We start from the raw sequence: 23,316 nt of genomic DNA on the forward strand, positions 1-23,316 counted from the left end.
GTGCAAGCCACTGCGGCACAGTGCACGGTGTCCCCACTGTTCGCGCGGGTCGCCCGGTACGGCACAGAACTGGCCATCGACGCAGTCGGCTGGAGCTTTCGTTGGTCGCACTCCGCTTCCTGGTCGCTGTCCTCGTCGCCGAGCCGGGCTTGGCCTGCTGGCCGCGAGCGCGGACCGCGCGATCGGCTGGAGCTCACCGCAGCGGATGGTGCTCGGTATACAACAGCGTCGCGCCGGAACACTCCCCCGGCGCGATCGTCACCATGACCGAGGTCCTGTTTTCCCGGAGCGCTGGCCATCCCCCTGCTCGGCGACCGTATCCGTCGCGAGTCCCCGATCTGGCCGAAGGCCGGAAAGAGCACTCGGTCGCTGGCGTTCGTCGCGAAAGTCCCTATCGCGTCCGCTTCCTTCGCGCGACAGTCGAGCAGAGGTGGCACTGGAATTCGACGGAACGGGCGATGGGACGCGACATGGCCGAGAAGGCGCGCGAGGACGGGAGCTGGCGGCGGAGCACTCTGATCACCCACCACATCGATCACCCTCCCCAGGTCAAGGCCCTCGTCGACGAGCTGTACGCGACGCTGACCGACGCCGGCCACCAGGACTACGAAGCCGCGATAGAAGCGGAGTACGCCACCGCGCACGAACGAGTCGAGCACTATTCCTACGGCGACGGCATGCTCAGCCTCGTCGGCGCTCCGGAGCCCGGCCGGGGCGGTATTCACCTGACCCACCTGATCTACGGGGGTTGCACGGCCCACCAGATCCGACAGGACCTGGTGCACCGCGGACTGGGCTCTCTGGGCATCACCTGGGTGTACCCGCCGGAGGACACCCTGCCCGACGACGGAACCTAGCCGACGCGTTCCGCCAGCCGAGTCGCCCTTCGATCACCTGCCGCGATGGCCCTCTTCCGACTGAGAAAGGGAAGACCATGCACGCGCTGGTTGTGTACGAGTCGATGTTCGGCAACACCGAACACATCGCCGAGTCCGTTGTGGACGGACTAAGTGCCGGCGTATCGGCGACCATCGCCGAGGCAGGCACGATGAGCGCTCTGCCGGACGACCCCGTCGACCTGCTCGTGGTGGGAGCGCCGACACACGCGTTCGGGCTACCTGGACCGAGGACCCGCGAAGACGCTGCGCGGCAAGCACCGGGCAAGGCCGTCAACGGGAATGGCGTACGCGAGTGGCTGGACACGCTGCCCGCGGCCGGCTCCGGAGCAGTCGCCGCCACGTTCGACACCCGGCTGGCCAAGCCGCGCTGGTTGCCCGGTTCGGCGGCGCGCAGGGCCGCTGCCCGGCTGCGACGGCTCGGCTACCGGGTGGTGGCTGTCGAGACCTTCTTCGTCACCGGGACGCAGGGACCGCTGAAGAACGGAGAAGCCGCGCGGGCACGGCTTTGGGCGTCGAACCTCGTCAGCCGGATCGAGAACGCCCGCGACTGAGCGACGACCCGAAAGGGCGCCGCAGGAGGTGAGCGCGATGACAGAGGACACCAAGTACCCCGTCCGGGTCGACGCGACCCTGGACGTCGACCCGTCCCGCTGGCAATGGTTGGTCAAATGGCTGCTGATCATCCCGCATTACCTGGTTCTGGCGGTGCTGTGGCTGGCGTTCCTGGTGACGAGCTTCGTCGCTTTCGCTTCGGTGTTGGTGACCGCTCGCTACCCCCGGCCGATCTTCGAATTCAACGTCGGCGTCCTGCGCTGGACCTGGCGCGTGCACTACTACGCGTACGGCGCGCTGGCCACCGACCGCTATCCCCCCTTCACGCTCGCCGAGGTACCGGACTACCCGGCACATCTGACGATCAGCTACCCCGAACAGCTCTCCCGTGGTCTCGCACTGGTGAAGTGGTGGCTGCTCGCGATTCCGCACTACCTCGTGATCGGCCTTTTCACCGGTGGCGCGGAATGGGGAACAAGGTGGTACGAGGGCACGGGGGTGAGCCCCGCCGCGGTCGCCGGGCTGATCGGCCTGCTGGCGGTGTTCGCCGCGGTAACCCTGTTGTGCACCGGGCGTTATCCACGCGGCGTGTTCGACTTCGTGCTCGGGATGAACCGGTGGGTGTTGCGGGTGGTCGCCTACGCCGCGTTCATGACTGACGCCTACCCGCCGTTCCGCATGGATCTCGGCGGCACCGATCCGGAAAGCGAACGAGAGGAGACCCTCGAATGACCTCCGGCAAAGGAAGAAGACACCGCATCCTCGGCCTCACCGCACTGCTCGTCAGCGCCTTGCTGGCGCTGCTGCCCGGAGTCCCGGCGAACGCCGTCGCCGCGGGCCGTGCGGCGTCCCCGCGGGTCACGGCCGTCCAGCCACCCGGATTCCTCGAAGTCAGGGACGACGGTTGGCTGTGGTACTACGAACGAACCGACCGTTCCTTCACCGGCCATCGCATCGGCGGCGGCTGGGACCGCACCTCACTGGTCGCGCTCCTGGGCACCGACGGATCCTTCGTCGAGGTCAAAGGCGACGCACTTCGCCTGTGGCAGGTCGACCTCACGGGCGGGGCGAACACGTTGACCTTCCTCGGCAGCGTGATGGGCGGGTGGCAGAACGCGCGGCTCATCGCCGGGGTCGGTGACGCGACCTATGACGGGATACCCGATTTCGTCGAGGTCGACAACAGGGGCAATCTCGTCGTCTGGCGCCGGGACGGGAACGGTTTCGCCTACGGGGGAATCGAGGGGTACGGCTGGCAGAACGCGCGGCAGATCGCCGGAGTGGCAGTCAAGCAATTCGTCGAAATCAAGACCAACGGCGAGCTGTGGTCGTGGCGCCTTTCGGACCACAACCCGACCGAGCCGTGGTGGGCGACCGGCGGTTTCACCATGGGCGGCTGGAACAACGTCCGGCTGCTCGGTCCCGATGGTCTCACCGACTCGTTCGTGTCAGTGCGGTTCGATACGCAACTCGTGCGCTGGACGTCGAGCGCAAACACGTTCCGGCCGAGCTACTTCGACAGGGGCTGGCAGAACGCCCGCCTGCTCGGGTGAGGCCGCCCGGCGAAAAAATCACATCGAGCGTTTGCCCACCATCGTTGCCCGGTACGAGAAATTCTGATTAATCGACAGCTGCGCGGAGTCGGCGAAGGACATTCTTGCAATCACCGAAAAGCACGTAGACACCGTCGGCGACCGTGGTGCAGGCTGGGCGCGCACGGTCGAAAACTCCCCGGACCCCGCAAGGCCGAGCGTTCTTTCTGCCTGAAACGTGTCCGAATCGATGATCACATCGGGGAGTTGTCGGAATGCCCGGCGCCGTAGTGCTGACAAGTCGCTCCGCCAGCACCGAAAGGAGGATCGATACCACCGAAAAACCGGTCCCCGGCGTGGATCGGGAGCTTGTTTCCGCGGCTGTCCGCGGCGATCCCGGCGCGACGGAAAAACTGCTGCGGCTGCTGCGCCCGGTGGTCGTCCGCTACTGCGCCAGGCGGCTCGGCGGATACGACCACCGGATTTCCGGGCCGGAGGACTGCGCACAGGATGTGCTCGCGGCGGTCATCACCGCGCTGCCGCGGTACCGCTACCCCGCCGAACGCTTTCTCTCCTTCGTCTTCGGCGTCGCCGCGCACAAGATCGCCGATGTCTACCGGAAGCGGGAACGGGACCGCTCCGCGCCGGTAGCGGATTTCGACGATGGGAGCGGTGAATGCGTCCGCGTGGCCGGGGAGCGCGACGAGATCGAACTGGCCGATCACCGGTTCGCGGTCACCTGGCTGCTGGAGCGGCTGCCCCGGCAGCACCGCGAGGTGCTCACCATGCGAGTGCTGTACGACTATTCCGCGGAGGCCACGGCCACGGCGCTCGACATGCCCAGCGCCGGCGCGGTAAGGGTGGCGCAGCACCGGGCGTTGACCACGTTGCGGCAGCTCCTGGCCGCTGATCCGGTCCTCTAGCGCGGCAGGGATCCAGTGCTTCGCGAGTACGGCCTGCCGCACTCGCGAAGCACGGCCTCCACGACCCGGGGAAACGCCTTGGCCACCGGTGGGGACAACCCCGCGCGGAGTCCGAGGTCCTCGGCTTCGACCGCGATCACGACGAGTTCGCCCGGCACCCTGCCGAGTGCCTGGCCGAGCAGGAGGGCTTCCGGGATGCCGAGCGCGTGCGAACTCGCCACACCGGAGCCGCCCGGCAGGTTGTCCACTGTGGACACCCAGATGCGGCCGGGGTCCGACGGCTCGCACAGGACGGCGTCGACCACGATCGCGCGCTCGGTGCCCGTCCATGCTTCGAGCAACGCCGCCGGTTCCCCGTCGGCGACCACCGAACGGACTCCCGGCACGGCTCTGCGGTCGATTTCGGCCGCCACAGCGGGCCCGATGCCGTCGTCGCCGCGGTACTCGTTGCCGACGCCGATCACCACCACGGCCGTCATCGGTGCACCACGCGAAGGTCGAGGAAGTGCGCCGAACACGAGATGCACGGATCGTGGTTGCGGATGGCGCGTTCGCAGAGCGCGGCCAGCGCGTCGTCGGAGAGATCAAGGTTGCCCGACACCACGCGGCGGAGGTCGTGTTCGATCGCGGCCTGGTTCTGCGAGGTCGGCGGCACGATGGTGGCGGCGCGGATCAGCCCGTCCGCGGTGAGGTCGTAGCGGTGGTAGAGCAGTCCCCTCGGCGCTTCGCTCACGCCGTGGCCGGTGCCTTCGCGCGCCGGCACTTCGACGTGCGGCCGCGACGGGCGTTCGTAGCCGTCGATGATCCGCAGCGCCTCGTCGATCGCGTAAACGACCTCGACGGCCCTGACCAGGATGCTGCGGAACGGGTTGCGGCATTCCGCGCCGAGCCCCGCTTCGACCGCGGCTTCGCGCGCGAGCGGCGACAGCAGGTGCGAGTTCAGCGTGTAACGGGCCAGCGGACCGGTGAGGTACCGGCGCCCGTCCAATGTGGCGTGCAAGGCGGTCGAATGCGGGACCTGTTCCTCCACCACGTGGGCGGGGAACTCCTCCGGAGTGAGCGAAAGACCGGTGCTGGTCCGGATCGTTCCGCGTTCGATGGCGTACCTGTCCGGCTCGCTCGCGGCGAGGAGGTCGTGGTCGAGTTCCAGCTCGGGGAAGTCGAACGTGGCGGCCCAGCGCACGGTTTCCCGCGCGAGGTCGAGCGCGGTGGCGAGTTGCTCGGCCAGCGGTGCGAAGTCCGCGCGCGACGGCACGGCGTAGAACCCGCCCAAGCGGACGTTGACGGGATGGATCGCCCTGCCACCGAGCAGTTCGAGCAGCGCGTTGCCCGCCTTCTTCAGCGCCAGGCCGCGTTCGACGATCGCGCGGTGGTCCTTCGCCAGGCTGATCGCGTCGGGATAGCCGAGGAAGTCCGGTGCGTGCAGGAGGTAGATGTGCAGGCTGTGGCTGGAAATCCACTCGCCGCAGTACAGCAGTCTCCGCAACGCGGCGAGCGGTTCGTCGAGTTCCACCCCGCACGCCTGTTCCAGCGCGTTGCAGGCGCTGGTCTGGTACGCCACCGGGCAGATCCCGCAGATGCGGGCGGTGATGTCGGGCGGCTCGGTGTACGCCCTGCCGCGCAGGAACGCTTCGAAGAAGCGCGGCGGCTCGTAGATGTTGAGCTCGGCGCGCTCCACCTGTCCGTTGTGGACGGTGACGACGAGTGCGCCTTCGCCTTCGACCCGCGAGAGCGAACTGACCTTGAGCTGCCTACTGCGGTGGTTCACTCCTCGCTCCGTTCCGCGAACGCCGGGGACGCGGCGTTGAAGGTCGTGAACACCCTGGCCGTCTCGTCCTCGGACATGCCGCAGGTGCGCAGGATCGGCAGCAGGGCACGGGTGTTCGGCGCGGCCATCGGCCCGAAGCAGCCGAAGCAGCCCCGCCGGTAGCCGGGGCAGAGCGCGCCGCAGCCCGCCTGGGTCACCGGGCCGAGGCACGGGGTGCCGTCCGCGACCATCACGCAGGTGAGCCCGCGCCGCTTGCACTCCGTGCAGACGCTGGTGTTCGGGATGTCCGGCTTCCGCCCCGCCAGCAACGCGCCGAGCACCTCCAGGAGCTGGTGGCGGTCGATGGGGCAGCCGCGCAGTTCGAAGTCGACCGGGACGTGCGCCGAGATCGGGGTGGAGGTGGCGAGGGTGTCGATGTACTGCGGGCTGGCGTAAACGACCGAGGCGAACTCCGCCACGTCCCCGAAGTTCCTGAGCGCCTGGATCCCGCCCGCCGTCGCGCACGCGCCGATGGCGACGAGCACGCGCGATCTTGCCCGTACTTCCCGGATCCGTTCGAGATCGGCGCGGGTGGTGATCGACCCTTCGACAAGGGAAACGTCGTAGGGACCGGGATCCGTCGCGCTCGATGCTTCCGTGAAGTGCGCGATGCGCACCTGCCCGGCCAATGCGAGCAGTTCGTCCTCGCAGTCGAGCAGGGTCAGCTGGCAGCCGTCGCACGAGGTGAACTTCCACACGGCCAGGGTGGGCGGTCCCATCACAGCTCCTTGGTCTTCATCAGGTCCCCTGCCACCGCGTACCCGATCACCGGGCCGTCGCGGCACAGCAGCAGCGGGCCGAGCTGGCAGTGCCCGCACAGGCCGGCCCCGCATTTCATGTTCCGCTCCAGCGACACCCTGATGTCGGCCGCCGCGATTCCCTTGCGCAGCAACGTCTGCGCGCAGAACCGCATCATCGGCTCCGGTCCGCACAGGAACGCGGTAGTCCGCGCCGGTTCGAGCGCGAGCCTCGCCAGCGGTTCCGTGACGAACCCGACCGGCCCCCGCCACCCTGGCGCCGGTCGGTCGACGGTGCGCTCGGCTTCGAGTCCTCTCGCCCCCGACCACATCCGCCGCTCGTCCGAGAAGAGCAGGTCGCCGGGTGTGCGCGCGCCCGCGATGAGCACGAGCCTGCCGTAGCGCTCCCGCCCGGCCAGCGCGCCGAGCACCACCGGCCGCAGTGGCGCCATGCCCACCCCGCCCGCGACGACGACCAGGTCGCGGCCCACCGCCGATTCCAGGTCCCAGCTCGTGCCGAACGGCCCGCGCACGCCGACCGGCGCGCCAACCGGTGCGTCGTGCAGTGCCCTGCTGACCGCGCCGACCGCGCGGACCGTGTGCTCCAGCGCGCCGTCCTGGTTCGCCGGGTCGCCGCTGACCGAGATCGCGATCTCCCCGACGCCGAAGGCGTAGAGCATCATGAACTGACCGGGCCGGAACGGCGGCACCGCGGCGGAAACCGGCTCCAGCCGCAGGGTCACCACGTCGGCGGTCTGATGCTCCTTGGCGGTGATCCGGTACGGCGCGGGCACCATCGGCGCACCGGCCGCCGCCGCGTCGACGAGGTGCTCGCTAAGCATCGGGATTCCGGTAGAGGTCGAGCAGACGCGCGCGCGTCGCGTTGAGCCGGTGGAAGAGCGCCTCGAACAGGGTGAGGACGAGTTCGTGGCCGAAGCGCGGGTCCTCCGCCGCGAACGCGCGGAGCCGGACGGTGTCCAGTACCGCCGCACTGCCCGGCCCCGCCGCGGTCGCGCCGAACTGCCACCGGTACGGGGGAACGAGCCACGACAGGCCCAGCACGTCGCCCGGCCCCAGCGTCTGCACCACGACCTCGCCGCGGCCGGGCACCCCGGTGCACACGTTGATCTGTCCACTGTGGAGCAACCAGCACCGGGTGGCCGGTTCCCCCGCGACGCACAGCCGCTCGCCCTCGGCGAAGGACTCCTCCCGCGCGAAACCCGCGACCGCGGTGGCCTCGGCGGGGGTGAGCCGGGGGAAGAACGCCTGCGGCGACCACCCGTCATCCGTTCGCCGCACCGGTGTCCTCCTTCGGTCCGTCGAGCAGATCGGCGAGCGAAGCGACCTCCTCGGTGAGGTCGATCCCGGCGGGGCACCAGGCGATGCACCGTCCACATCCGACACAGCCCGAGGAGCCGAACTGGTCGTGCCAGGTACCCAGCTTGTGACTGAGCCACTGCCGGTAGCGGCTCGCTCCGGACTCGCGGACGCTCCCGCCGTGCACGTAGGAGAAGTCGAGTTCGAAGCAGGAAGCCCAGTGCTGCCAGCGTTCCGCGTGCTCGCCGGTGAGATCGGTGACGTCCTCGGTGGTCGTGCAGAAGCAGGTGGGGCAGACCATCGTGCAGTTGCCACAGGTGAAGCACCTGGCGGCCACGTCGTCCCAGTGCGGCGATTCCCGGGAGTCCCGGACCAGCGCGCGCAGGTCGGTGGCGGGCAGTTCCCGCCCCATCCGGCCCGCGGCGGCGGCCACGTCCTCCCTCGCCGAGGCGACTTCGGCCGCGGAGGCCGCCGTCGTGGGCACGAGCGCGAGTATTCGCGCCCCTTCCGCCGTCCCGACGTCGACGACGAACCGGTGCCCGTGTTCGTCGATGCGTTCGGTCAGGCCGAGGTCGTAGCCGGGAGCCGCGGCGGGGCCGGTACCCGCCGACGCGCAGAAGCACACTTCGCCGGGTTCGGTGCAGTTCGCGGCGATGACGAACAGGCCGCGGCGCCGGGCGATGAACCCGTCGTCGGAGTGCGCGCCCCCGCCGAGCACCGTGCCGAGTACGGCCAGTGCGGCGAGGTCGCATCCCCGCACGCCGAGGAACGCGTACTTCGGCGATTCCTCCCGGGCCGGTTCGACCCCGCCGTCGCGGTCCGCCGACCACAGCTTGCGGCGCGGCGGGTGCAGGAAGCGCTTCCACGACTGCGGGCCTGCCGAGTGCCCGAACACGGCGCCGTCGTCGCGCCTGCGCAACCGGTACCGGCCGGGAGCGGTTTCCACTCCCCAGCCCGCCGGCAGCCGTTCCGCCGAATCCAGTTCGTCCAGCACGATCGCGCCATCGCGCACGGTCGGGCCGATCACCCGGTAGCCCGCTCCGGCGAGCGCTTCGACCAGCTCGCCGAGTCCCGCGAGGTCGAGCGTCCGCACCCCGGTCGCCGCCATACCGCGATCACCTCCCTGACCGGCCCCCACTCAACCGGTCCGGAGCGGACGGCGGCCAGGGACCAAAGTCACCACGTTCGAGCGGAAATCCCCGATCGCGCCCGGCGGCGGAGCTGAGGACTTTGTGCCATCGCGCCGGGTGACTTCCAGCCCTGCCGCACCCGGCACCGCCTGCAGGACCGTGCTCCCATCGGTTCACCGACGGGGAGGGCCCGATGGAGATCCAGATTCGCCGCGACGCGGCCGAGGAAGATGCCGCCCTGTCGTCCTCGAGCACGGCATGACGGGGCCGAGCGCGACGGTCAACCGCGTCCGGGTCGAGGTGCACGGCATGGTGCAGGGGGTGGGGTTCCGCCCTTTCGTCCACCGGCTCGCGACCGGCCTCGGTCTGGTCGGTGACGTGCGGAACGCGGGTGGTTACGTGGTGATCCGCGCCGCGGGTGCGACCGGGCCGATGAGCTGTTTCCTGTCCGGCCTGCACCGCTCCGCGCCGCCACACGCCACCGTCGACCGGCTCGAGATCGGGCCCGTCGGTGAGGAAGTGGCGCTGGGACCCGGTTTCGCGGTGCTCGCCAGCGGGCCGGGCCGCCCGGTCGTCCCGCGCGTGCCACCGGACCTGGCAACGTGCCCGGACTGCGTACGGGAGCTGTTCGACCCCGCGGACCGCCGGTACCGCTACCCGTTCCTCAACTGCACCGCGTGCGGACCGCGCGCGAGCATCGTCGAGGGCCTGCCGTACGACCGGGCGCGGACCGCGATGCGGGGGTTCCCGCTCTGCGCGGCCTGCCGCGCGGAATACCACGATCCGGCGGACCGGCGGTTCCACGCCGAACCGATCGCCTGCCCGGCCTGCGGCCCCCGGCTGGAGTGGTACCTGCCAGGGGCGGGCGACGCTCCGGCACGCGGTGAAGATGCCCTCACCGCCGCCGTCACGACCATCTCCGGGGGCGGGATCGCCGCGATCAAGGGCATCGGCGGGTACCAGCTCGTCTGCGACGCCACCGATGACGACGCCGTCCGCCGCCTTCGCGACCTCAAACACCGGCGCACCAAGCCTTTCGCGGTGATGGCGCGCGACCTCGCCAGCGCACGCGAACTGTGCACAGTGGACAGTCGTGCGGCCGGCGCGCTCGTCTCCTCGCCGGCGCCGATCGTGCTGCTCCCCCGGTTCCCCGGCACGCCGATCGCCGACCAGGTCGCCCCGGGACTGCCGGAACTCGGCGTGTTCCTGCCGTACAGCCCGGTGCACCACCTCCTCCTCGACGCGCTTTCCCGGCCGCTGGTCGTCACCAGCGGCAACCGCGCCGGTGAGCCGATCGCGATCGACGACGCCGCCGCGCGGGCGACGCTCGGCCCGGTCACCGACGGGCTGCTCATGCACACCCGGCCGATCTGGTCGCGCTACGACGACTCGGTGGTCCGGCCCGCCCGGCACGGCACGGTCACCGTGCGCCGCGCCCGCGGCCTCGCCCCGTCACCGCTCCCGCTCCCGGCTTCCCTCCCGGCGCCGGTACTGGCGCTCGGCGCGCAGCTCAAGCACACCGCCGCACTGGCGATCGGCTCGACCGCGACGCTCGGGCCGCACACCGGCGACCTCGAAGACGCGGACGTCTTCAGCGCCTTCGCCCAAGCGGTCCAGGACCTGTGCCGCACGCACGACGTCCGGCCAGAGCACTGCGCGCACGATCTCCACCCGGCCTACCTGTCCACCCAGTACGCCCGCCGATGGCCGCGAACGCACCGCATCGCCGTGCAGCACCACCACGCCCACGTCGCCGCGACCGCGGCCGAACACCGGGTACCTGGCCCGTTCGTCGGCATCGCGCTCGACGGACTCGGGCTCGGCGACGACGGCACCTTCTGGGGCGGTGAAGTCCTGTTGAGCTCCTACACGGGATATCGGCGCTTCGCCCGGTTCGGCACCGCACCTCTTCCCGGCGGAGCCGCCGCGGTACGCAGACCGGCCCGGATGGCGCTGGGCTACCTGTTCGGCGCGGAACCGTCCGACGGTCCCGGCTTTTTCCCCGAGCACGGCGCGGATCTGCTGGCCCGCCTCGACGGCCACGAGGTCCACGTCGTGCGCGCCATGATCGAGCGGAACGTCAACTGTCCGCTCGCCTCCAGCGCGGGACGGCTGTTCGACGCCGTCGCCGCGCTGCTCGGGCTGTGCGACGACAACCGGTACGAAGGCGAAGCAGCGGTCCGGTTGGAAGCCGCCGCGACCGGCCACGAACCCGGGAGCGCGCTGCGGTGGCGCCTGTACCGCCGCGACGGGATGTGGGTGTACGACCCGGTGCCGACGCTGGCCCACGCGGTGGAAGCCGCGGCGGCCGGATCCGCGGGCGTGGTCGCGGCCCGGTTCCACCGCACCATCGCCGAGGTGGTCGTCGCGCTCGCCGAGAAGGCCGCCGACGCGCTGGGGGCGAAGACGGTGTGCCTCGGCGGCGGTGTCTTCCAGAACGCGCTCCTGACCGAGCGGGTGTTGGCCGGGCTGCACGACGCCGGGCTGCGCCCGCTGGCCGGTGCGCGGGTGCCGATGAACGACGGCGGGATCAGCTACGGCCAGGCCGCGATCGCGGCCGCACGCCTCGGGAAGGGGTGAACCACCGTGTGCCTCGGCATTCCCGGCCGGATCGTCGCGATCGACGACCGCGCGGACCCGGCGGACCCGGTGCTCGGCACGGTGGACTTCGCGGGCCTCCGGCGCTCGGTGTGCCTCGACTTCACCCCTGCCGCGGGAATCGGCGACTACGTGATCGTGCACGTGGGGTTCGCCATCAGCCAGATCGACGAGGCCGAAGCCGCCAAGACGCTGGCCGTGCTCGACGCGATCCCCGACGTGTGGGAAACCGAACTGGGACCGGAGGCGGCCACGTGAAGTACCTCGACGAATACCGCGACCCGGCGCTCGCCGTGAAACTACTGGCCGAGCTGCACGCCACCGCCACGCGACCGTGGGCGGTGATGGAAGTCTGCGGTGGACAGACGCACACCCTGGTGCGCCAAGGGATCGACGAGCTGCTCCCGGCCGGGATCCGGATGATCCACGGTCCCGGCTGCCCGGTGTGCGTCACCCCGCTCGAGGTGATCGACAAGGCGCTGGCGATCGCCGCGCGCCCCGAGGTGATCTTCACCAGCTACGGCGACATGCTGCGCGTTCCGGGCAGCGCCGGCGATTTGCTCGGCGTCCGGGCGCGCGGCGGCGACGTCCGCGTCGTCTACACCCCGCTCGACGCCGTGCGGATCGCCAGGCAGCACCCCGATCGGGAAGTGGTGTTCTTCGCGGTCGGGTTCGAGACGACCGCGCCCGCGAACGCGATGGCCGTGCGCTACGCCGCCGACGCGGGCATCGGCAACTTCAGCGTGCTGGTGAGCCATGTCCTGGTGCCACCCGCGATCACCGCGCTGCTGGACGCCCCGGACAACCAGGTGCAGGGCTTCCTCGCCGCCGGTCACGTCTGCGCCGTGATGGGGTGGACGGAGTACGAGCCGATCGCCGCCCGCTACCGCGTCCCGATCGTGGTGACCGGTTTCGAACCGCTCGATCTCCTCGAAGGCATCCTCATGGCGGTGCGCCAGCTCGAACAGGGCCGCTCCGAGGTGGAGAACCAGTACGCGCGGGCGGTCCGCCGCACCGGGAACACCGCGGCGCAGGAGGTGGTGCGCCGGGTCTTCCGCGTCACCGAACGGAACTGGCGCGGCATCGGGCCCATCCCGACGAGCGGCCTGGCACTCGCGGCGGAGTTCTCGGCGTACGACGCCGACACCAGGTTCGCCACCACCGGCGTGCGCACCGAGGAGAACCCCGACTGCATCGCCGGGGCGATCCTGCGCGGCACCAAGCTGCCCACCGACTGCGCGGCCTACGGCACCCGCTGCACCCCGCGCACTCCGCTCGGCGCGCCCATGGTGTCGGCGGAGGGCACCTGCGCCGCGTTCCACAACTCCGGCCGAAGGCCCGCACCGTCCACTGTGGAGGAAATCGGATGACCACGATCGACCCGACCCGCGCGACCTGCCCCGCCCCGCAAGCCGAGACCGAACGGGTGCTGCTCGGCCACGGTTCCGGCGGGCAGCTGAGCACCGAACTCCTCGACGACGTGATCATCGCCGAGCTCGGCACCGCCGGACCACTCGAAGACGCCGCACTGGTGGGAATCGCCGACGTCGACGCGGTGTTCAGCACGGACAGCTTCGTCGTCACGCCCCGCTTCTTCCCCGGTGGCGACATCGGTTCCCTCGCCGTGCACGGCACCGTCAACGACCTCGCGATGCGCGGCGCGCGCCCGGTCGCGCTCGCGCTGGCCTACGTGCTGGAAGAAGGATTCCCGCTCGCCGAGCTCCGCACCATCACCGCCTCGGTCGCCGCGGCCGCGCGCGCCTGCGGGGTACCGGTGGCCACCGGGGACACCAAGGTGGTCGGCGCCGGTGCCGCGGACGGCGTCTACGTGACGACCACCGGGATCGGCGTGCGCCTCCGCGACGCGTTCCCGTCCGCCGCCGGTGGTGTCCCCGGCGACGTGGTGCTGCTGTCCGGCCACGTCGGCGACCACGGCACGGCCATCCTCAGCGCCAGGGAGGGACTGGGGTTCGAGGCGGAGATCCGGTCGGACAGCAGGCCGCTGCACGACCTGGTGGCCGCGATGATCGCGGCCGGAGCGCGGGACGTGCACGCACTGCGGGACCCCACCCGCGGCGGGCTGGCGAGCGCGCTCAACGAACTCGCCGCCGCCTCCGAAGTCGCCGTCGAGATCACCGATGCCGACATCCCGATCCGGCCCCAGGTCGCGGCCGCGTGCGAGTTGCTCGGCCTCGATCCCTTGCACGTCGCCAACGAAGGCTGTCTCGTCGCCTTCGTCGCGCCCGGCTCGGCCGACGCCGTCCTCTCGGCGATGCGCGGAACCGAGGCGGGGCAGGCGGCCCGAGCCATCGGCACGGTCACCGGCGGACCGGCCGGGCAGGTCACCGCCCGCACCACCGTCGGCGCCCGCCGCGTGGTCGACGTGCTCATCGGCGAACAGCTGCCGCGCATCTGCTGAATTCCCCCAACGGCAAGGAAGCCAGGACCGATGAACGAGACCTCGAACCCCGAAGAGGACCATGCTCGGCACACCGGCGCCAATGCGGCCGACGACGTCGTCGGCCGCGCCGGAAAGGCACCCGGGCACGCCGCGTTCGCCCGGCAGTCCGGCGGCACGTGGCGAACCGTCACCGCGCAGGAGTTCGCCGACCAGGTGACCGGCGTGGCCGCGGGTCTGGTCGCGGCGGGCATCTCGCCCGGCGACCGGGTCGCCATCGTCTCGGCGACCCGCTACGAGTGGGCCCTGTGCGACTACGCCGTCCTGATGATCGGCGCGGTTTCCGTTCCCCTCTACGAAACTTCCTCGGCACCGGAGCTGGAGTGGATGCTCCGGGACTCCGGCGCGGTCGCCGCGTTCGTCGAACCCGGCCGGTGCCAGGCGACCTTCGCCGACGCCTGCGCGCCGTCCGTGCGCAGGAGCTGGGCGATGGACCTCCCCGGCCTCAACCAGCTCTGCGGCGCGGGAACCGCCGCACCCGCCGGAGAGGTGGAGCGCCTGCGCCGCGAGGTCACTTCCGACTCACCGGCCACCATCGTGTACACCTCGGGCGCGACAGGGCGGCCGAAAGGCTGCACGATCAGCCACGGCAACCTGATCTCCCAGGTCGACGAGATCCTGGCGGCCGGGGGAATCGCCGACGAGGTACTCACCGAGGACGCGTCGCTCCTGTTGTTCCTCCCACTGGCGCACGTCCTCACCCGGCTCGCGCAGTTCGCCGCGGTGCGGGCGGGCACCGTCGTCGCGCACACCTCGGATTTCCAGTCCGTCGCCGCCGATCTGGCGACCTTCCGGCCGACCGCCGTGCTGGCGGTACCGCAGGTGTTCGACAAGCTGTACCGCACCGCCGCCCGCCAAGCGGCCACCGCGGGACACGCCCGCGTCTTCCGCAGTGCGGCGCGTATCGCGATCGCGCACAGCCGGTCGCTCGACACCGGCGGACCCGGCTGGTGGCTTCGTATCCGCCACCGCCGGTTCGACCGGCTCGTCTACCGGACCGTGCGCGCCGCCATGGGCGGCAGGGCGACCGTCGCCGTCAGCGGCGGAGCGCCGTTGCCACCCTCGCTCGCGCATTTCCTGCGTGGCGCGGGAATTCGCGTGCTCGAAGGGTACGGGCTCACCGAAACCACCGGCGCGGTCACCCTGAACCTGCCCGCGGCAGCGAGGATCGGCACGGTGGGCCGTCCGCTCCCGCACTGGTCCGTACGCATCGCCCCCGACGACGAAGTGCTGGTGCGCGGACCCGGCGTGTTCACCGGGTACCGGCACGACGAGCCCGGCACGAAGGAAGTCCTCGACGCCGACGGCTGGCTGCGCACCGGCGATCTCGGCAGGCTCGACGACGGATACCTCACGGTCACGGGCCGCAAGAAGGACCTGATCGTCACCACCACGGGGAAGAACGTCGCACCGGGCCCGATCGAAGACAGGCTGAACGCGCACCCGCTGATCGACCACGCCGTGCTCGCCGGTGACGACCGGCCGTACCTCACCGCCCTCGTCACGCTCGACCCGGACGCGTTCGCGGACTGGAAGCGCGACCACGCCAAGCGCCCGGACGCCACCGTCACCGACCTGTGCCACGACATCGACCTCGTGACCGCGATGCGCGCGGCGATCGACGCGGCCACCGGGGACGTTCCGCCCGCTGGAGCGATCAAGCGGTTCCGGATCGTGCCAACGCGCTTCGAGGTCGGCGACGAACTGACGCCAACGCGCAAGATCCGGCGTGACCACGTGCTCGCGAAATACTCCGACCAGGTGGAAGCCCTGTACTCCGTGGGGTCGTGAGCCTTGCTCGTCCGAGCCTGGCACAAGTCAACCGCTTGAAGGACTTTCGTCACTGGCCGGATCGCTCGCGCCGCCACGACAATTTTGTGGTCGAGCGGATTCGACGACCAATCCACACCACAACGAGAGGGAATTCATGCACGCCAGACGAAGACACCGGCACGTTTTCGCGATCGTCACCGGAATCGCCGCGCTAATCGCGCTGACGCTTTCGACAGCGGAAGCAACCCCGCGAGCAGCTCATCCGTACCACACCACCGCGGATTCGGCGATCGACCAGCGCTACTCGGCGGAACCGGCTTTGCGCCAGTTGCTCGGCCCGGCGACCGCGGCCGAACAAACCGACGGCACCATCCACTACCGCACCTATCAGTACGGGAACCTGTACTACACGCCCGCCACCGGCGTGCACGAGGTGCACGGGAGCATTCTGACCGCCTACTACCGGGAAGGGCACTACCAGAAGTTCGGCGTGCCGACCACCGACGAACAACCGTGCGCCGATCCCGCCGGGCGGCACAACATCTTCCAGCTCACCGCCGCGACCGGCGCCACCACGACCTCCGGATTCTACTGGCGCGAGGATCTCGGCGCGCATTCCATCGTGGGCGCGGTGTTCACGAAATGGGCGGCGGCAGGGTACGAGTGGGGCCTCTACGGATACCCCACGAGTGACACCTACAGTACCGCCACCGGAGCCACGTTCAACCATTTCCTCGGTAACGACAAGGCCGGTGCTTCCATTTACGTGACCGCGCTGGCGGGCGCGAACGGCGTCAAGGGCCGAATCCGCGACCGCTGGATCTCCCTCGGCGGCGAATACTCCTACCTCGGCTATCCGGAATCCGACGAGTTCACCGTGACCGGCGGAAAGCGCAGCAACTTCCACGGCGGCTACATCACGTGGATGGCGCAGACCGGGCAGACGGCGGTGTACCGCTACTACTGACGATCCGGCCCGGCGCCGGGTATCCGGGACGGGTCCCTCCCACCGCGAAGACGCGGAGTGCGGAGGGGCCCGCCTCACCATGCGCAGCCCCGGACGAGACGACGCGGACACCCGGCCGCTCCTTGATGACCTTCGTCCCCTCCTGGACTCCCGATCGGCCCTGCGTGCGCACCACCGCGCCCCGGTGTGATGGACACGGCCACCCGCGGCCACGTCAGGAGGTAGCCAGCCATGTCCCGTCCACGCCGAGCGGAACGCCCACCGGGCAGGCCGGCACCGAAGGCACGCGCGCTGGGGCTGACCTCGGCCACCGGGCTGGTCACCGGCAGCATCATCGGCACCGGGGTCTTCACGATGCCCGCCGTGCTCGCCGGTGCGGGCACGAGCTCGCTGGTCGTGCTCGCGGTCATCGCGGTGGGCGCCGCGCTACTCGCCGTCCTTTTCGGACAGTTGACCCGGCGGATACCCGACGCCGACGGCGGTTTGTACGCCTACGCCCGCCACGAGTTCGGCGACTTCGCCGGCTACCTCACCGGGTGGTGCTACTGGGTGTCGGCATGGGCGGGCAACGCCGCCATCGTGTCCTCGTGGGTGCTCTACGTCGATTCGCTGTTCGGTATCCGCGCTCCGTCGCCGTGGGTGAACTGGGGAATCGCGCTCGCCGGGCTGTGGCTCCCGGCGGCGGTCAACCTGGCCGGAGTGCGGAAGACGGCGTGGTTCGAAAACGCCACCGTGGTGCTCAAGTTCGTTCCACTGCTCTTCGTGGGCGTCGTCGGCTGGTTCTTCGCCTCCGGGAAGAACTTCGGCGCGTTCAACACCACCGGTGGCAGCTTGTACAACGCCATCGGCATCGCGGCCGGGGTGGCGTTGTTCGCCTTCATCGGGGTCGAGGTCGCCGCAGTCACCGCGAAACGGGTGCGCCGCCCGGAACGCAACGTCGGCAGGGCCTCGTTGCTGGGTACCGCGTTGAGCGCGGTCCTCTACCTCGCGTCGTCCGCGGCGGTGATGGGCCTCGTGCCCCACGAAACCCTGGTGTCCAGCGAAACCCCGTTCGTCCCCGCCTTCGAAGCGATCCTGCCCGGTGCCGGCTGGGCGGGCACCCTGGTGGCCGCGCTCGCGGTGGTCTCCGGTATCGGTGCGCTCAACGGGTGGACCCTCGTCACCGCGGAGATCTCGCGGGCCGCCGCGAAGGACGGTTTGTTCCCCCGCGCCTTCGCCTGGTCCGATCGCCGCGGTACCGCGTGGTTCGGCGTACTGGTGGCGGCCACGCTGCCCTCGCTGCTGATGTTGTGGCGCTACACCGGCGATTCCGGGCTGGCCGTTTTCACGTTCCTGGTCAACCTCGCCGTGGTCACCGTCGCCATCCCGTACTTCTTCTCCGCCTGTGCCCAGCTCACCCACCTCCTGTCCCGCCGCCACCCCGTACGGCGCCTGCTGCTCGCTCGCGATCTCGCGATCACGGGTACCGGCGTCCTGTTCTCGCTGTGGGTGACCTTCGCGGCCGGATACGCCGCCGTGTACCAGGCGATGGTCGTGGTGCTGGCCGGGCTGATCGGCTACGCGTTCCTCAAAGCCGCGCGGGAACGGCACCGCGAAACCGGCGCACCGGCGAGCATCCGCCCCTCGGACGGCGAGCAGCCCCGAGCGGCCTGAACGAACGCGGAAAGGAGATCCGGATGAGCTTCACCGTCGCGTCCGAAGTGGGCCGGCTCCGGCAGGTCGTCCTCCACCGGCCGGGTGCCGAGCTGGACCGGCTGACGCCGCGCAACATCGGCAGACTGCTGTTCGACGATGTCATGTGGGCGAAGAAGGCGAAGGAGGAGCACGACGTCTTCGCCGAAACGCTGCGCGAGCAAGGTGTTCGGGTGCACTACTTCGGCACCCTCCTCGCCGAGACTCTGGAAACGGCCGAGGGCAGAGCCTTCGTGCTCGACCGGGTGTGCACACCGCGGCTCGCCGGGCCCGCGCTCGCCGGCCCGCTGCGACGGCTGTTCGACGGCCTCGACGGCACCGACCTCGCCGCGGCCCTGATCGGCGGAGTGGTGAAGGCGGAACTGCCGACGCTGCGAACGGGGAGCCTCACCTGGCGCACCCTGCTGCCGGAGGACTTCGTGGTGCCCCCGCTGCCGAACCACCTGTTCCCGCGCGACAGCTCGTGCTGGATCTACCGAGGCGTTTCGGTCAACCCGATGGCCAAACCGGCGCGGCGGCGCGAAACCCTGCACACGATGGCGATCTACCAGCACCACCCGATGTTCGCCGGGACCGAGCTCACCACCTACCACGAGGACGGCGACACCGACCCGTTCCCGGCCACCATCGAAGGCGGCGACGTGCACGTCCTCGGCAACGGCGCGGTGCTGATCGGCCTCGGCGAACGGACCACCCCGATGGCGGTGGAACTGTTGTCCCGCAAGCTGTTCGCCTCCGGCCAGGCGCACACCGTCCTCGCCGTCGAAATCCCCCGATCCCACGCCACGATGCACCTGGACACCCTGATGACCATGGTCGACAGGGCCACCTTCGTCCGCTACCCGTACCTCGACCGGAAACCGCGGTCCTGGACCGTAACCGCCGGGCCGGAACCCGGCGCGCTGGACGTCCGCCCGAACCGCGATTTCCGGGGCACGCTCGCCGAAGTGCTCGGAGTCGGCGAAGTCACCGTCCTGTCCACCGACGAGGACGTCCGCGCCGCCGAACGCGAACAGTGGGACGACGGTAACAACTACCTCGCCATCTCCCCCGGCGTGGTCATCGGCTACGACCGCAACGTCGCCACGAACACCATGCTGCGCAAGCACGGCATCGAAGTGATCACGGTGCCGGGCGCCGAACTCGGCCGCGGGCGCGGTGGCCCGCGCTGCATGAGCTGTCCCATCGAACGCGAACCGGCCTCGACCGCGGGAGGAACCCCATGAACCTGCAGGGACGCAACCTGCTGAAGGAAACCGACCTCACCCGCGACGAGTTCCTGCACCTGGTGGAACTCGCTTCGCTGCTGAGGCAGGAAAAACGGGACGGCAAGCGGCCGGAACGGCTGGCGGGCCGGTCGATCGCGCTCGTCTTCGAGAAGAGTTCGACCCGCACCAGATCGGGGTTCGAGGTCGCAGCGCACGACGAGGGCGCCCACCTCACCTATCTCGGTCCCGGCGAATCCCACCTCGGCCACAAGGAGTCCATCAAGGACACCGCACGCGTACTGGGCCGGATGTTCGACGGCATCGAGTTCCGCGGCTCGTCCCAGGAGGCCGTCGAACTGCTCGGCGCGCACGCCGGGGTTCCGGTGTGGAACGGCCTCACCGACACCTGGCACCCGACCCAGATGCTCGCCGATGTCCTCACCATGCGAGACCACGCGAACAAACCTCTCGAGGACGTCGGTTACTGCTTTCTCGGAGACGGGCGAGGCAATATCGCCAACTCGCTGCTCGTCACCGGCGCCCTTTTGGGGCTGGACGTGCGGATCTGCGCCCCCACCACGCGGTGGCCCGCGCGCGAGGTCCGCACACTCGCCGACGCACTCGCTCGCGATTCAGGGGCCAACGCCGTGGTCACCAGCGACGTCCCGGAAGCGGTGCGCGGTGTCGACTTCGTCTACACCGACGTGTGGCTCTCGATGGGCGAACCGGAAGAGTCCTGGGGTCCGCGCATCGACCAGCTCCTGCCCTACCAGGTCACCGCGGAAGTCCTTGGCGCGACGCGGAACCCGGCGGTGAAGTTCCTGCACTGCCTTCCCGCACTGCACGACCGGGACACCGAAATCGGGCGACGGCTCGGAGAAAGGTACGGGCTCGACGGACTCGAAGTGACCGACGAGGTCTTCGAATCACCGGCCTCCGTGGTGTTCGACCAGGCCGAAAACCGGTTGCACACGATCAAGGCCGTCATGGTGGCGACGATGTCGTCGCTCGGCCCGGTGGCGTCGTGAAGATCGTCGTAGCACTGGGCGGCAACGCACTGCTGGAACGCGGGGAGCCGCCGGAGTCGCTGATCCAGGAACGACACGTCCTCACGGCCGCGACCGCGCTGGCACCGCTCGCCAGGCAGCACCAGTTGATCATCACCCACGGAAACGGCCCGCAGGTCGGGATGCTGGCGGTGGAAAGCGAGAACGACCCCGGCGTGGCGCGTCCCTACCCGTTCGACGTACTGGGCGCGCAAACCCAGGGAATGATCGGCTACTGGCTGGTGCAGACGCTGCAGAACGCCGTGGGACGCCCTACCGCCTGCCTGCTCAGCCGGACCGTCGTGAGCCCGGACGATCCCGCGTTCGCGTCCCCGGCGAAGTTCGTCGGCCCCGTGTACTCCGAAGCCGAGGCGTTCCGGACCGCCGCGGAGCGGGACTGGACGGTACGGCTCGACGGGGCGGCATGGCGCCGGGTCGTCCCCTCCCCGGAGCCCCTCGACATCGTCGAACTGCCACTGGTCAAGCTCCTCGCGGAGGCGGGGACCACCGTGGTGTGCGCGGGCGGCGGCGGTATTCCCGTGGTCGCCGACGACCGCGGCCTGCGCGGGGTCGAAGCCGTGGTCGACAAGGACCTCACGGCGGCCCTGCTGGCCAGGGAAACCGGAGCCGACGCACTCCTGCTGCTCACCGACGTCGACGCGGTCGAAGACGGTTACGGCACCCCGGCGGCGCGGCCGCTCCACCGGGTCACCAGCGGGGAACTGCGAGCGCGGTCGTTCCCGGCCGGGTCGATGGGCCCCAAGATCACCGCCGCGTGCCGGTTCGTCGATGGCGGCGGGCGGTTCGCCGCGATCGGCCGCCTCGACGCGGCCGAGGACCTGATCGCGGGTACCTCCGGAACGATCGTGCGCGCCCGGTGAAACGCCGTGACCACACCGGATCCGCCGGTCGTCCATTCCAGCGATTTTCCGCGAAGACAGCCTCCGCGCCGGACGGGCGGAGGCTACCGTCGAGGTGGAGTTCGGCCGCCCTGGACGCGGCTCGCCCGCGGACGTCCGCGAACCACACCCACCGCCGCCCCAGCCCCCGGTGACGGGATCCCGCCTGACCCAGGACGTGGAGACCAGTCATGAACGATCGCGCCCCCTTCCCGGGGCACCGCCGTGCCTGCGAGTACTGCGGAAGCCTCATTCCACTCGACCAGTCTGCCAGTGCGCTGGTGCCGGATTCGTCGGTGCTCGATCCCGAGGACCCCAGTGGCGACGGCCAGCGCCAGATCACCGCGTGCGGCTCCGCGCACCTGGACGCGCTGATCGAACGAGCCCGTGCCGCCTGGATCCCCGAACAGCGGTGGTTCGGAGAGCTGTGCCGCGCCAGCACGCGGCCGGGGGCGACCGGCGCGACGATGGCGGAACTCGGCGCCCGCGCGCGCATGCCCGCCGAGCACGTCCGCCGCGCCGTGCTCTGGAACTCCCGACGCGAAACCCCGTTGTGCGCCCTTCCGGGCGGGCAGGTCCTTCCCGGGGCGGATCTCGAAACCACGCTCGACAACCGGTGACGCGGCCCGCCCGCTTCGGCCGCTTCCGGAACAGAGGGGGTGCCCGATGACCGAGCGGCGCGAGGTCTACGTGGATTGGCTGCGCGCGGTCAGTCTGCTCGTGGTCGTGCTGTGGCACTGGGCCTTCACCATCCTGCGGTGGTCGCCGACGGGCCCGCACGCGACGAACCCCCTCGGTTTCTTCAGCGGGCTCTGGATCTTCACCTGGCTGCTCCAGGTCATGCCGTTGTTCTTCTACGTCGGCGGGTTCGCACACCTCGCGTCGTGGGAACGCGCCCGCGCGGCGGGAACCAGTCTCGGCTCGTACGTGCTGAGCCACGTGAAGCATCTGGTCGTCCCGGCGACCCTGCTCGCCGGGACCTGGGCGGCGCTCGGCGTCGTGCTGGGCCTGCTGTTCCGGCTCGACTGGATCGGCAACGCGGTGATGCTGGTGATCAGCCCGCTGTGGTTCCTCGGCGTCTACGTGGCGCTGATCGCGCTCCTGCCGGTGAGCCTGTGGCTGCACCGCCGCTTCGACCTGCTCGCGCTGGTGTGGCTCGGCGGCATCGCGCTCGCCGTCGACGTCCTGCGGTTCCGGTACGGCCTGTCCGCACTGGGCTGGGTGAACATGGCGGCGGTGTGGATGCTCGCCCACCAGGCCGGGTTCTTCTACCGCAGGCTGGTGGACGCACCGCGCAGGCTCGACCTCTCGTTGCTGTGGGCGGGGCTGTTCGCCTTGGCCGGGCTGGTGTTCTCCGGGCTGTACCCGGGTTCGATGGTCGGGGTGCCCGGCGACCGGTGGTCCAACATGGCACCGCCGACCTTCGTCATCGTGGCGTTGCTGGCGTTCCAGATCGGCTTCGCCGAGGTCATCCGGCCCTCGATGGAACGAAGGCTCGCCCGGCCGCGGTGGCACCGGTTCACCGAGCTGATGAACCGGTTCGCGCTGCCGCTGTTCCTCTTCCACACCACGGGAATGGCGATGGCACGGGCCCTGGACTACTTCGTGTTCGAGGGCGCGATCGTCGACGACCGCGCCCCCGACCTGATCTGGTGGCTCCAACGGCCGCTGGCCGTGCTCGGCCCGTTGCTGTTCACCGCACCGGTGATCGCGTTGTTCCTGTGGTACCACCGGAAGCGGGCTCCGAAGGGAGAACCGCGCGATACCGCGTCGTGAGG

22 protein-coding genes and 1 pseudogene are annotated in these 23,316 nt (G+C 70.3%); 17 read left to right on the top strand and 6 right to left on the bottom strand.

The genetic code is table 11. The features are described 5' to 3' along the window. The first annotated feature begins 458 nt into the window (after nucleotides 1–458). The 5 genes and pseudogenes from HUW46_RS06590 (at nucleotide 459) to HUW46_RS06610 (ending at nucleotide 3,906) form a co-directional block, all read left to right on the top strand. Complete coding sequence (locus HUW46_RS06590) at nucleotides 459–857, top strand: hypothetical protein (RefSeq protein WP_215546430.1); 399 nt, start codon at nucleotides 459–461, stop codon at nucleotides 855–857. A gap of 77 nt (nucleotides 858–934) precedes the next feature. After that, on the top strand, nucleotides 935–1,450 hold the full coding sequence (locus HUW46_RS06595) for a flavodoxin family protein (protein ID WP_215546431.1): 516 nt from the start codon (nucleotides 935–937) through the stop codon (nucleotides 1,448–1,450). A 37-nt stretch (nucleotides 1,451–1,487) separates the two neighbouring features. After that, nucleotides 1,488–2,153 (top strand): annotated as a pseudogene (locus HUW46_RS06600) (DUF4389 domain-containing protein); the annotation flags it as partial. A gap of 26 nt (nucleotides 2,154–2,179) precedes the next feature. Continuing rightward, entirely contained in the window at nucleotides 2,180–3,004 is an 825-nt protein-coding gene (locus HUW46_RS06605) for a hypothetical protein (protein ID WP_215546433.1), read from the top strand. 335 nt (nucleotides 3,005–3,339) lie between these two features. Further along, nucleotides 3,340–3,906 (top strand): sigma-70 family RNA polymerase sigma factor, encoded by a 567-nt coding sequence (locus HUW46_RS06610; RefSeq protein ID WP_254125875.1) that lies wholly within the window; start codon nucleotides 3,340–3,342, stop codon nucleotides 3,904–3,906. Here the strand turns inward: HUW46_RS06610 and HUW46_RS06615 are convergent. From HUW46_RS06615 to HUW46_RS06640, 6 genes are read right to left on the bottom strand one after another with little or no spacing between them, the layout of a single operon-like run. Then, a complete protein-coding gene (locus tag HUW46_RS06615) occupies nucleotides 3,903–4,385 on the bottom strand; it encodes a hydrogenase maturation protease (protein ID WP_215546435.1) in 483 nt (160 codons plus the stop codon). The two genes, HUW46_RS06610 and HUW46_RS06615, sit on opposite strands and share 4 nt — an antisense overlap. Beyond that, nucleotides 4,382–5,674: a Ni/Fe hydrogenase subunit alpha gene (locus tag HUW46_RS06620; RefSeq protein ID WP_215546436.1), complete on the bottom strand. Its 1,293-nt coding sequence runs from the start codon at nucleotides 5,672–5,674 to the stop codon at nucleotides 4,382–4,384. The genes HUW46_RS06615 and HUW46_RS06620 overlap by 4 nt, the downstream gene beginning before the upstream one ends. Further along, entirely contained in the window at nucleotides 5,671–6,432 is a 762-nt protein-coding gene (locus tag HUW46_RS06625; protein ID WP_215546437.1) for an oxidoreductase, read from the bottom strand. Before HUW46_RS06625 ends, HUW46_RS06620 begins: the two co-directional genes overlap by 4 nt. Then, a complete protein-coding gene (locus HUW46_RS06630) occupies nucleotides 6,432–7,292 on the bottom strand; it encodes an FAD/NAD(P)-binding protein (RefSeq protein ID WP_254125877.1) in 861 nt (286 codons plus the stop codon). The genes HUW46_RS06625 and HUW46_RS06630 overlap by 1 nt, the downstream gene beginning before the upstream one ends. Further along, complete coding sequence (locus tag HUW46_RS06635; RefSeq protein ID WP_215546438.1) at nucleotides 7,285–7,749, bottom strand: Crp/Fnr family transcriptional regulator; 465 nt, start codon at nucleotides 7,747–7,749, stop codon at nucleotides 7,285–7,287. Before HUW46_RS06635 ends, HUW46_RS06630 begins: the two co-directional genes overlap by 8 nt. Next, the gene (locus tag HUW46_RS06640) at nucleotides 7,733–8,875 is read right to left on the bottom strand and encodes a 4Fe-4S dicluster domain-containing protein (protein WP_215546439.1); all 1,143 of its coding nucleotides are present in this window, start codon (nucleotides 8,873–8,875) and stop codon (nucleotides 7,733–7,735) included. The genes HUW46_RS06635 and HUW46_RS06640 overlap by 17 nt, the downstream gene beginning before the upstream one ends. A 280-nt stretch (nucleotides 8,876–9,155) precedes the next feature. On the opposite strand from HUW46_RS06640, the gene hypF reads away from it, so the two are divergent. The 12 genes from hypF to HUW46_RS06700 all read left to right on the top strand — a co-directional run bounded on the left by hypF (nucleotide 9,156) and on the right by HUW46_RS06700 (nucleotide 23,314). Further along, nucleotides 9,156–11,477: a carbamoyltransferase HypF gene (hypF, locus tag HUW46_RS06645; RefSeq protein WP_215546440.1), complete on the top strand. Its 2,322-nt coding sequence runs from the start codon at nucleotides 9,156–9,158 to the stop codon at nucleotides 11,475–11,477. A 6-nt stretch (nucleotides 11,478–11,483) separates the two neighbouring features. After that, complete coding sequence (locus HUW46_RS06650) at nucleotides 11,484–11,753, top strand: HypC/HybG/HupF family hydrogenase formation chaperone (protein ID WP_215546441.1); 270 nt, start codon at nucleotides 11,484–11,486, stop codon at nucleotides 11,751–11,753. Further along, nucleotides 11,750–12,865: a hydrogenase formation protein HypD gene (hypD, locus tag HUW46_RS06655; protein WP_215546442.1), complete on the top strand. Its 1,116-nt coding sequence runs from the start codon at nucleotides 11,750–11,752 to the stop codon at nucleotides 12,863–12,865. Before HUW46_RS06650 ends, hypD begins: the two co-directional genes overlap by 4 nt. Then, on the top strand, nucleotides 12,862–13,914 hold the full coding sequence (gene hypE, locus HUW46_RS06660) for a hydrogenase expression/formation protein HypE (RefSeq protein ID WP_215546443.1): 1,053 nt from the start codon (nucleotides 12,862–12,864) through the stop codon (nucleotides 13,912–13,914). Before hypD ends, hypE begins: the two co-directional genes overlap by 4 nt. A gap of 30 nt (nucleotides 13,915–13,944) precedes the next feature. Next, entirely contained in the window at nucleotides 13,945–15,744 is a 1,800-nt protein-coding gene (locus HUW46_RS06665) for an AMP-dependent synthetase/ligase (protein WP_215546444.1), read from the top strand. Between the two features lie 136 nt (nucleotides 15,745–15,880). Continuing rightward, nucleotides 15,881–16,693 (top strand): LGFP repeat-containing protein, encoded by an 813-nt coding sequence (locus HUW46_RS06670; protein ID WP_215546445.1) that lies wholly within the window; start codon nucleotides 15,881–15,883, stop codon nucleotides 16,691–16,693. Between the two features lie 231 nt (nucleotides 16,694–16,924). Then, entirely contained in the window at nucleotides 16,925–18,346 is a 1,422-nt protein-coding gene (locus HUW46_RS06675; protein WP_215546446.1) for an amino acid permease, read from the top strand. Between the two features lie 23 nt (nucleotides 18,347–18,369). Then, on the top strand, nucleotides 18,370–19,611 hold the full coding sequence (locus HUW46_RS06680) for an arginine deiminase (RefSeq protein ID WP_215546447.1): 1,242 nt from the start codon (nucleotides 18,370–18,372) through the stop codon (nucleotides 19,609–19,611). Then, nucleotides 19,608–20,621, top strand: a complete 1,014-nt coding sequence (gene argF / locus HUW46_RS06685; protein WP_215546448.1) for an ornithine carbamoyltransferase — start codon at nucleotides 19,608–19,610, stop codon at nucleotides 20,619–20,621. Before HUW46_RS06680 ends, argF begins: the two co-directional genes overlap by 4 nt. After that, entirely contained in the window at nucleotides 20,618–21,520 is a 903-nt protein-coding gene (locus HUW46_RS06690) for a carbamate kinase (protein ID WP_215546449.1), read from the top strand. The genes argF and HUW46_RS06690 overlap by 4 nt, the downstream gene beginning before the upstream one ends. 209 nt (nucleotides 21,521–21,729) lie before the next feature. After that, on the top strand, nucleotides 21,730–22,158 hold the full coding sequence (locus HUW46_RS06695) for a hypothetical protein (RefSeq protein WP_215546450.1): 429 nt from the start codon (nucleotides 21,730–21,732) through the stop codon (nucleotides 22,156–22,158). A 46-nt stretch (nucleotides 22,159–22,204) separates the two neighbouring features. Further along, nucleotides 22,205–23,314, top strand: coding sequence for an acyltransferase family protein (locus HUW46_RS06700; protein ID WP_215546451.1), 1,110 nt, complete (start codon nucleotides 22,205–22,207; stop codon nucleotides 23,312–23,314). Nucleotides 23,315–23,316: the final 2 nt, after the last annotated feature.

It is taken from the genome of Amycolatopsis sp. CA-230715, assembly GCF_018736145.1.
GTDB lineage: Bacteria > Actinomycetota > Actinomycetes > Mycobacteriales > Pseudonocardiaceae > Amycolatopsis.

What these genes read in the sequence shown, in the direction of transcription:
- HUW46_RS06675 (WP_215546446.1), top strand. Translation starts at nt 16,925, where the DNA reads ATGTCCCGTCCACGCCGAGCGGAACGCCCACCGGGCAGGCCGGCACCG.
- HUW46_RS06605 (WP_215546433.1), top strand. Translation starts at nt 2,180, where the DNA reads ATGACCTCCGGCAAAGGAAGAAGACACCGCATCCTCGGCCTCACCGCA.
- HUW46_RS06590 (WP_215546430.1), top strand. Translation starts at nt 459, where the DNA reads ATGGGACGCGACATGGCCGAGAAGGCGCGCGAGGACGGGAGCTGGCGG.
- argF (WP_215546448.1), top strand. Translation starts at nt 19,608, where the DNA reads ATGAACCTGCAGGGACGCAACCTGCTGAAGGAAACCGACCTCACCCGC.
- hypF (WP_215546440.1), top strand. Translation starts at nt 9,156, where the DNA reads ATGACGGGGCCGAGCGCGACGGTCAACCGCGTCCGGGTCGAGGTGCAC.
- HUW46_RS06615 (WP_215546435.1), bottom strand. Translation starts at nt 4,385, where the DNA reads ATGACGGCCGTGGTGGTGATCGGCGTCGGCAACGAGTACCGCGGCGAC.
- HUW46_RS06625 (WP_215546437.1), bottom strand. Translation starts at nt 6,432, where the DNA reads ATGGGACCGCCCACCCTGGCCGTGTGGAAGTTCACCTCGTGCGACGGC.
- HUW46_RS06640 (WP_215546439.1), bottom strand. Translation starts at nt 8,875, where the DNA reads ATGGCGGCGACCGGGGTGCGGACGCTCGACCTCGCGGGACTCGGCGAG.
- HUW46_RS06630 (WP_254125877.1), bottom strand. Translation starts at nt 7,292, where the DNA reads ATGCTTAGCGAGCACCTCGTCGACGCGGCGGCGGCCGGTGCGCCGATG.
- HUW46_RS06680 (WP_215546447.1), top strand. Translation starts at nt 18,370, where the DNA reads ATGAGCTTCACCGTCGCGTCCGAAGTGGGCCGGCTCCGGCAGGTCGTC.
- HUW46_RS06595 (WP_215546431.1), top strand. Translation starts at nt 935, where the DNA reads ATGCACGCGCTGGTTGTGTACGAGTCGATGTTCGGCAACACCGAACAC.
- hypE (WP_215546443.1), top strand. Translation starts at nt 12,862, where the DNA reads ATGACCACGATCGACCCGACCCGCGCGACCTGCCCCGCCCCGCAAGCC.
- HUW46_RS06670 (WP_215546445.1), top strand. Translation starts at nt 15,881, where the DNA reads ATGCACGCCAGACGAAGACACCGGCACGTTTTCGCGATCGTCACCGGA.
- HUW46_RS06700 (WP_215546451.1), top strand. Translation starts at nt 22,205, where the DNA reads ATGACCGAGCGGCGCGAGGTCTACGTGGATTGGCTGCGCGCGGTCAGT.
- HUW46_RS06695 (WP_215546450.1), top strand. Translation starts at nt 21,730, where the DNA reads ATGAACGATCGCGCCCCCTTCCCGGGGCACCGCCGTGCCTGCGAGTAC.
- HUW46_RS06665 (WP_215546444.1), top strand. Translation starts at nt 13,945, where the DNA reads ATGAACGAGACCTCGAACCCCGAAGAGGACCATGCTCGGCACACCGGC.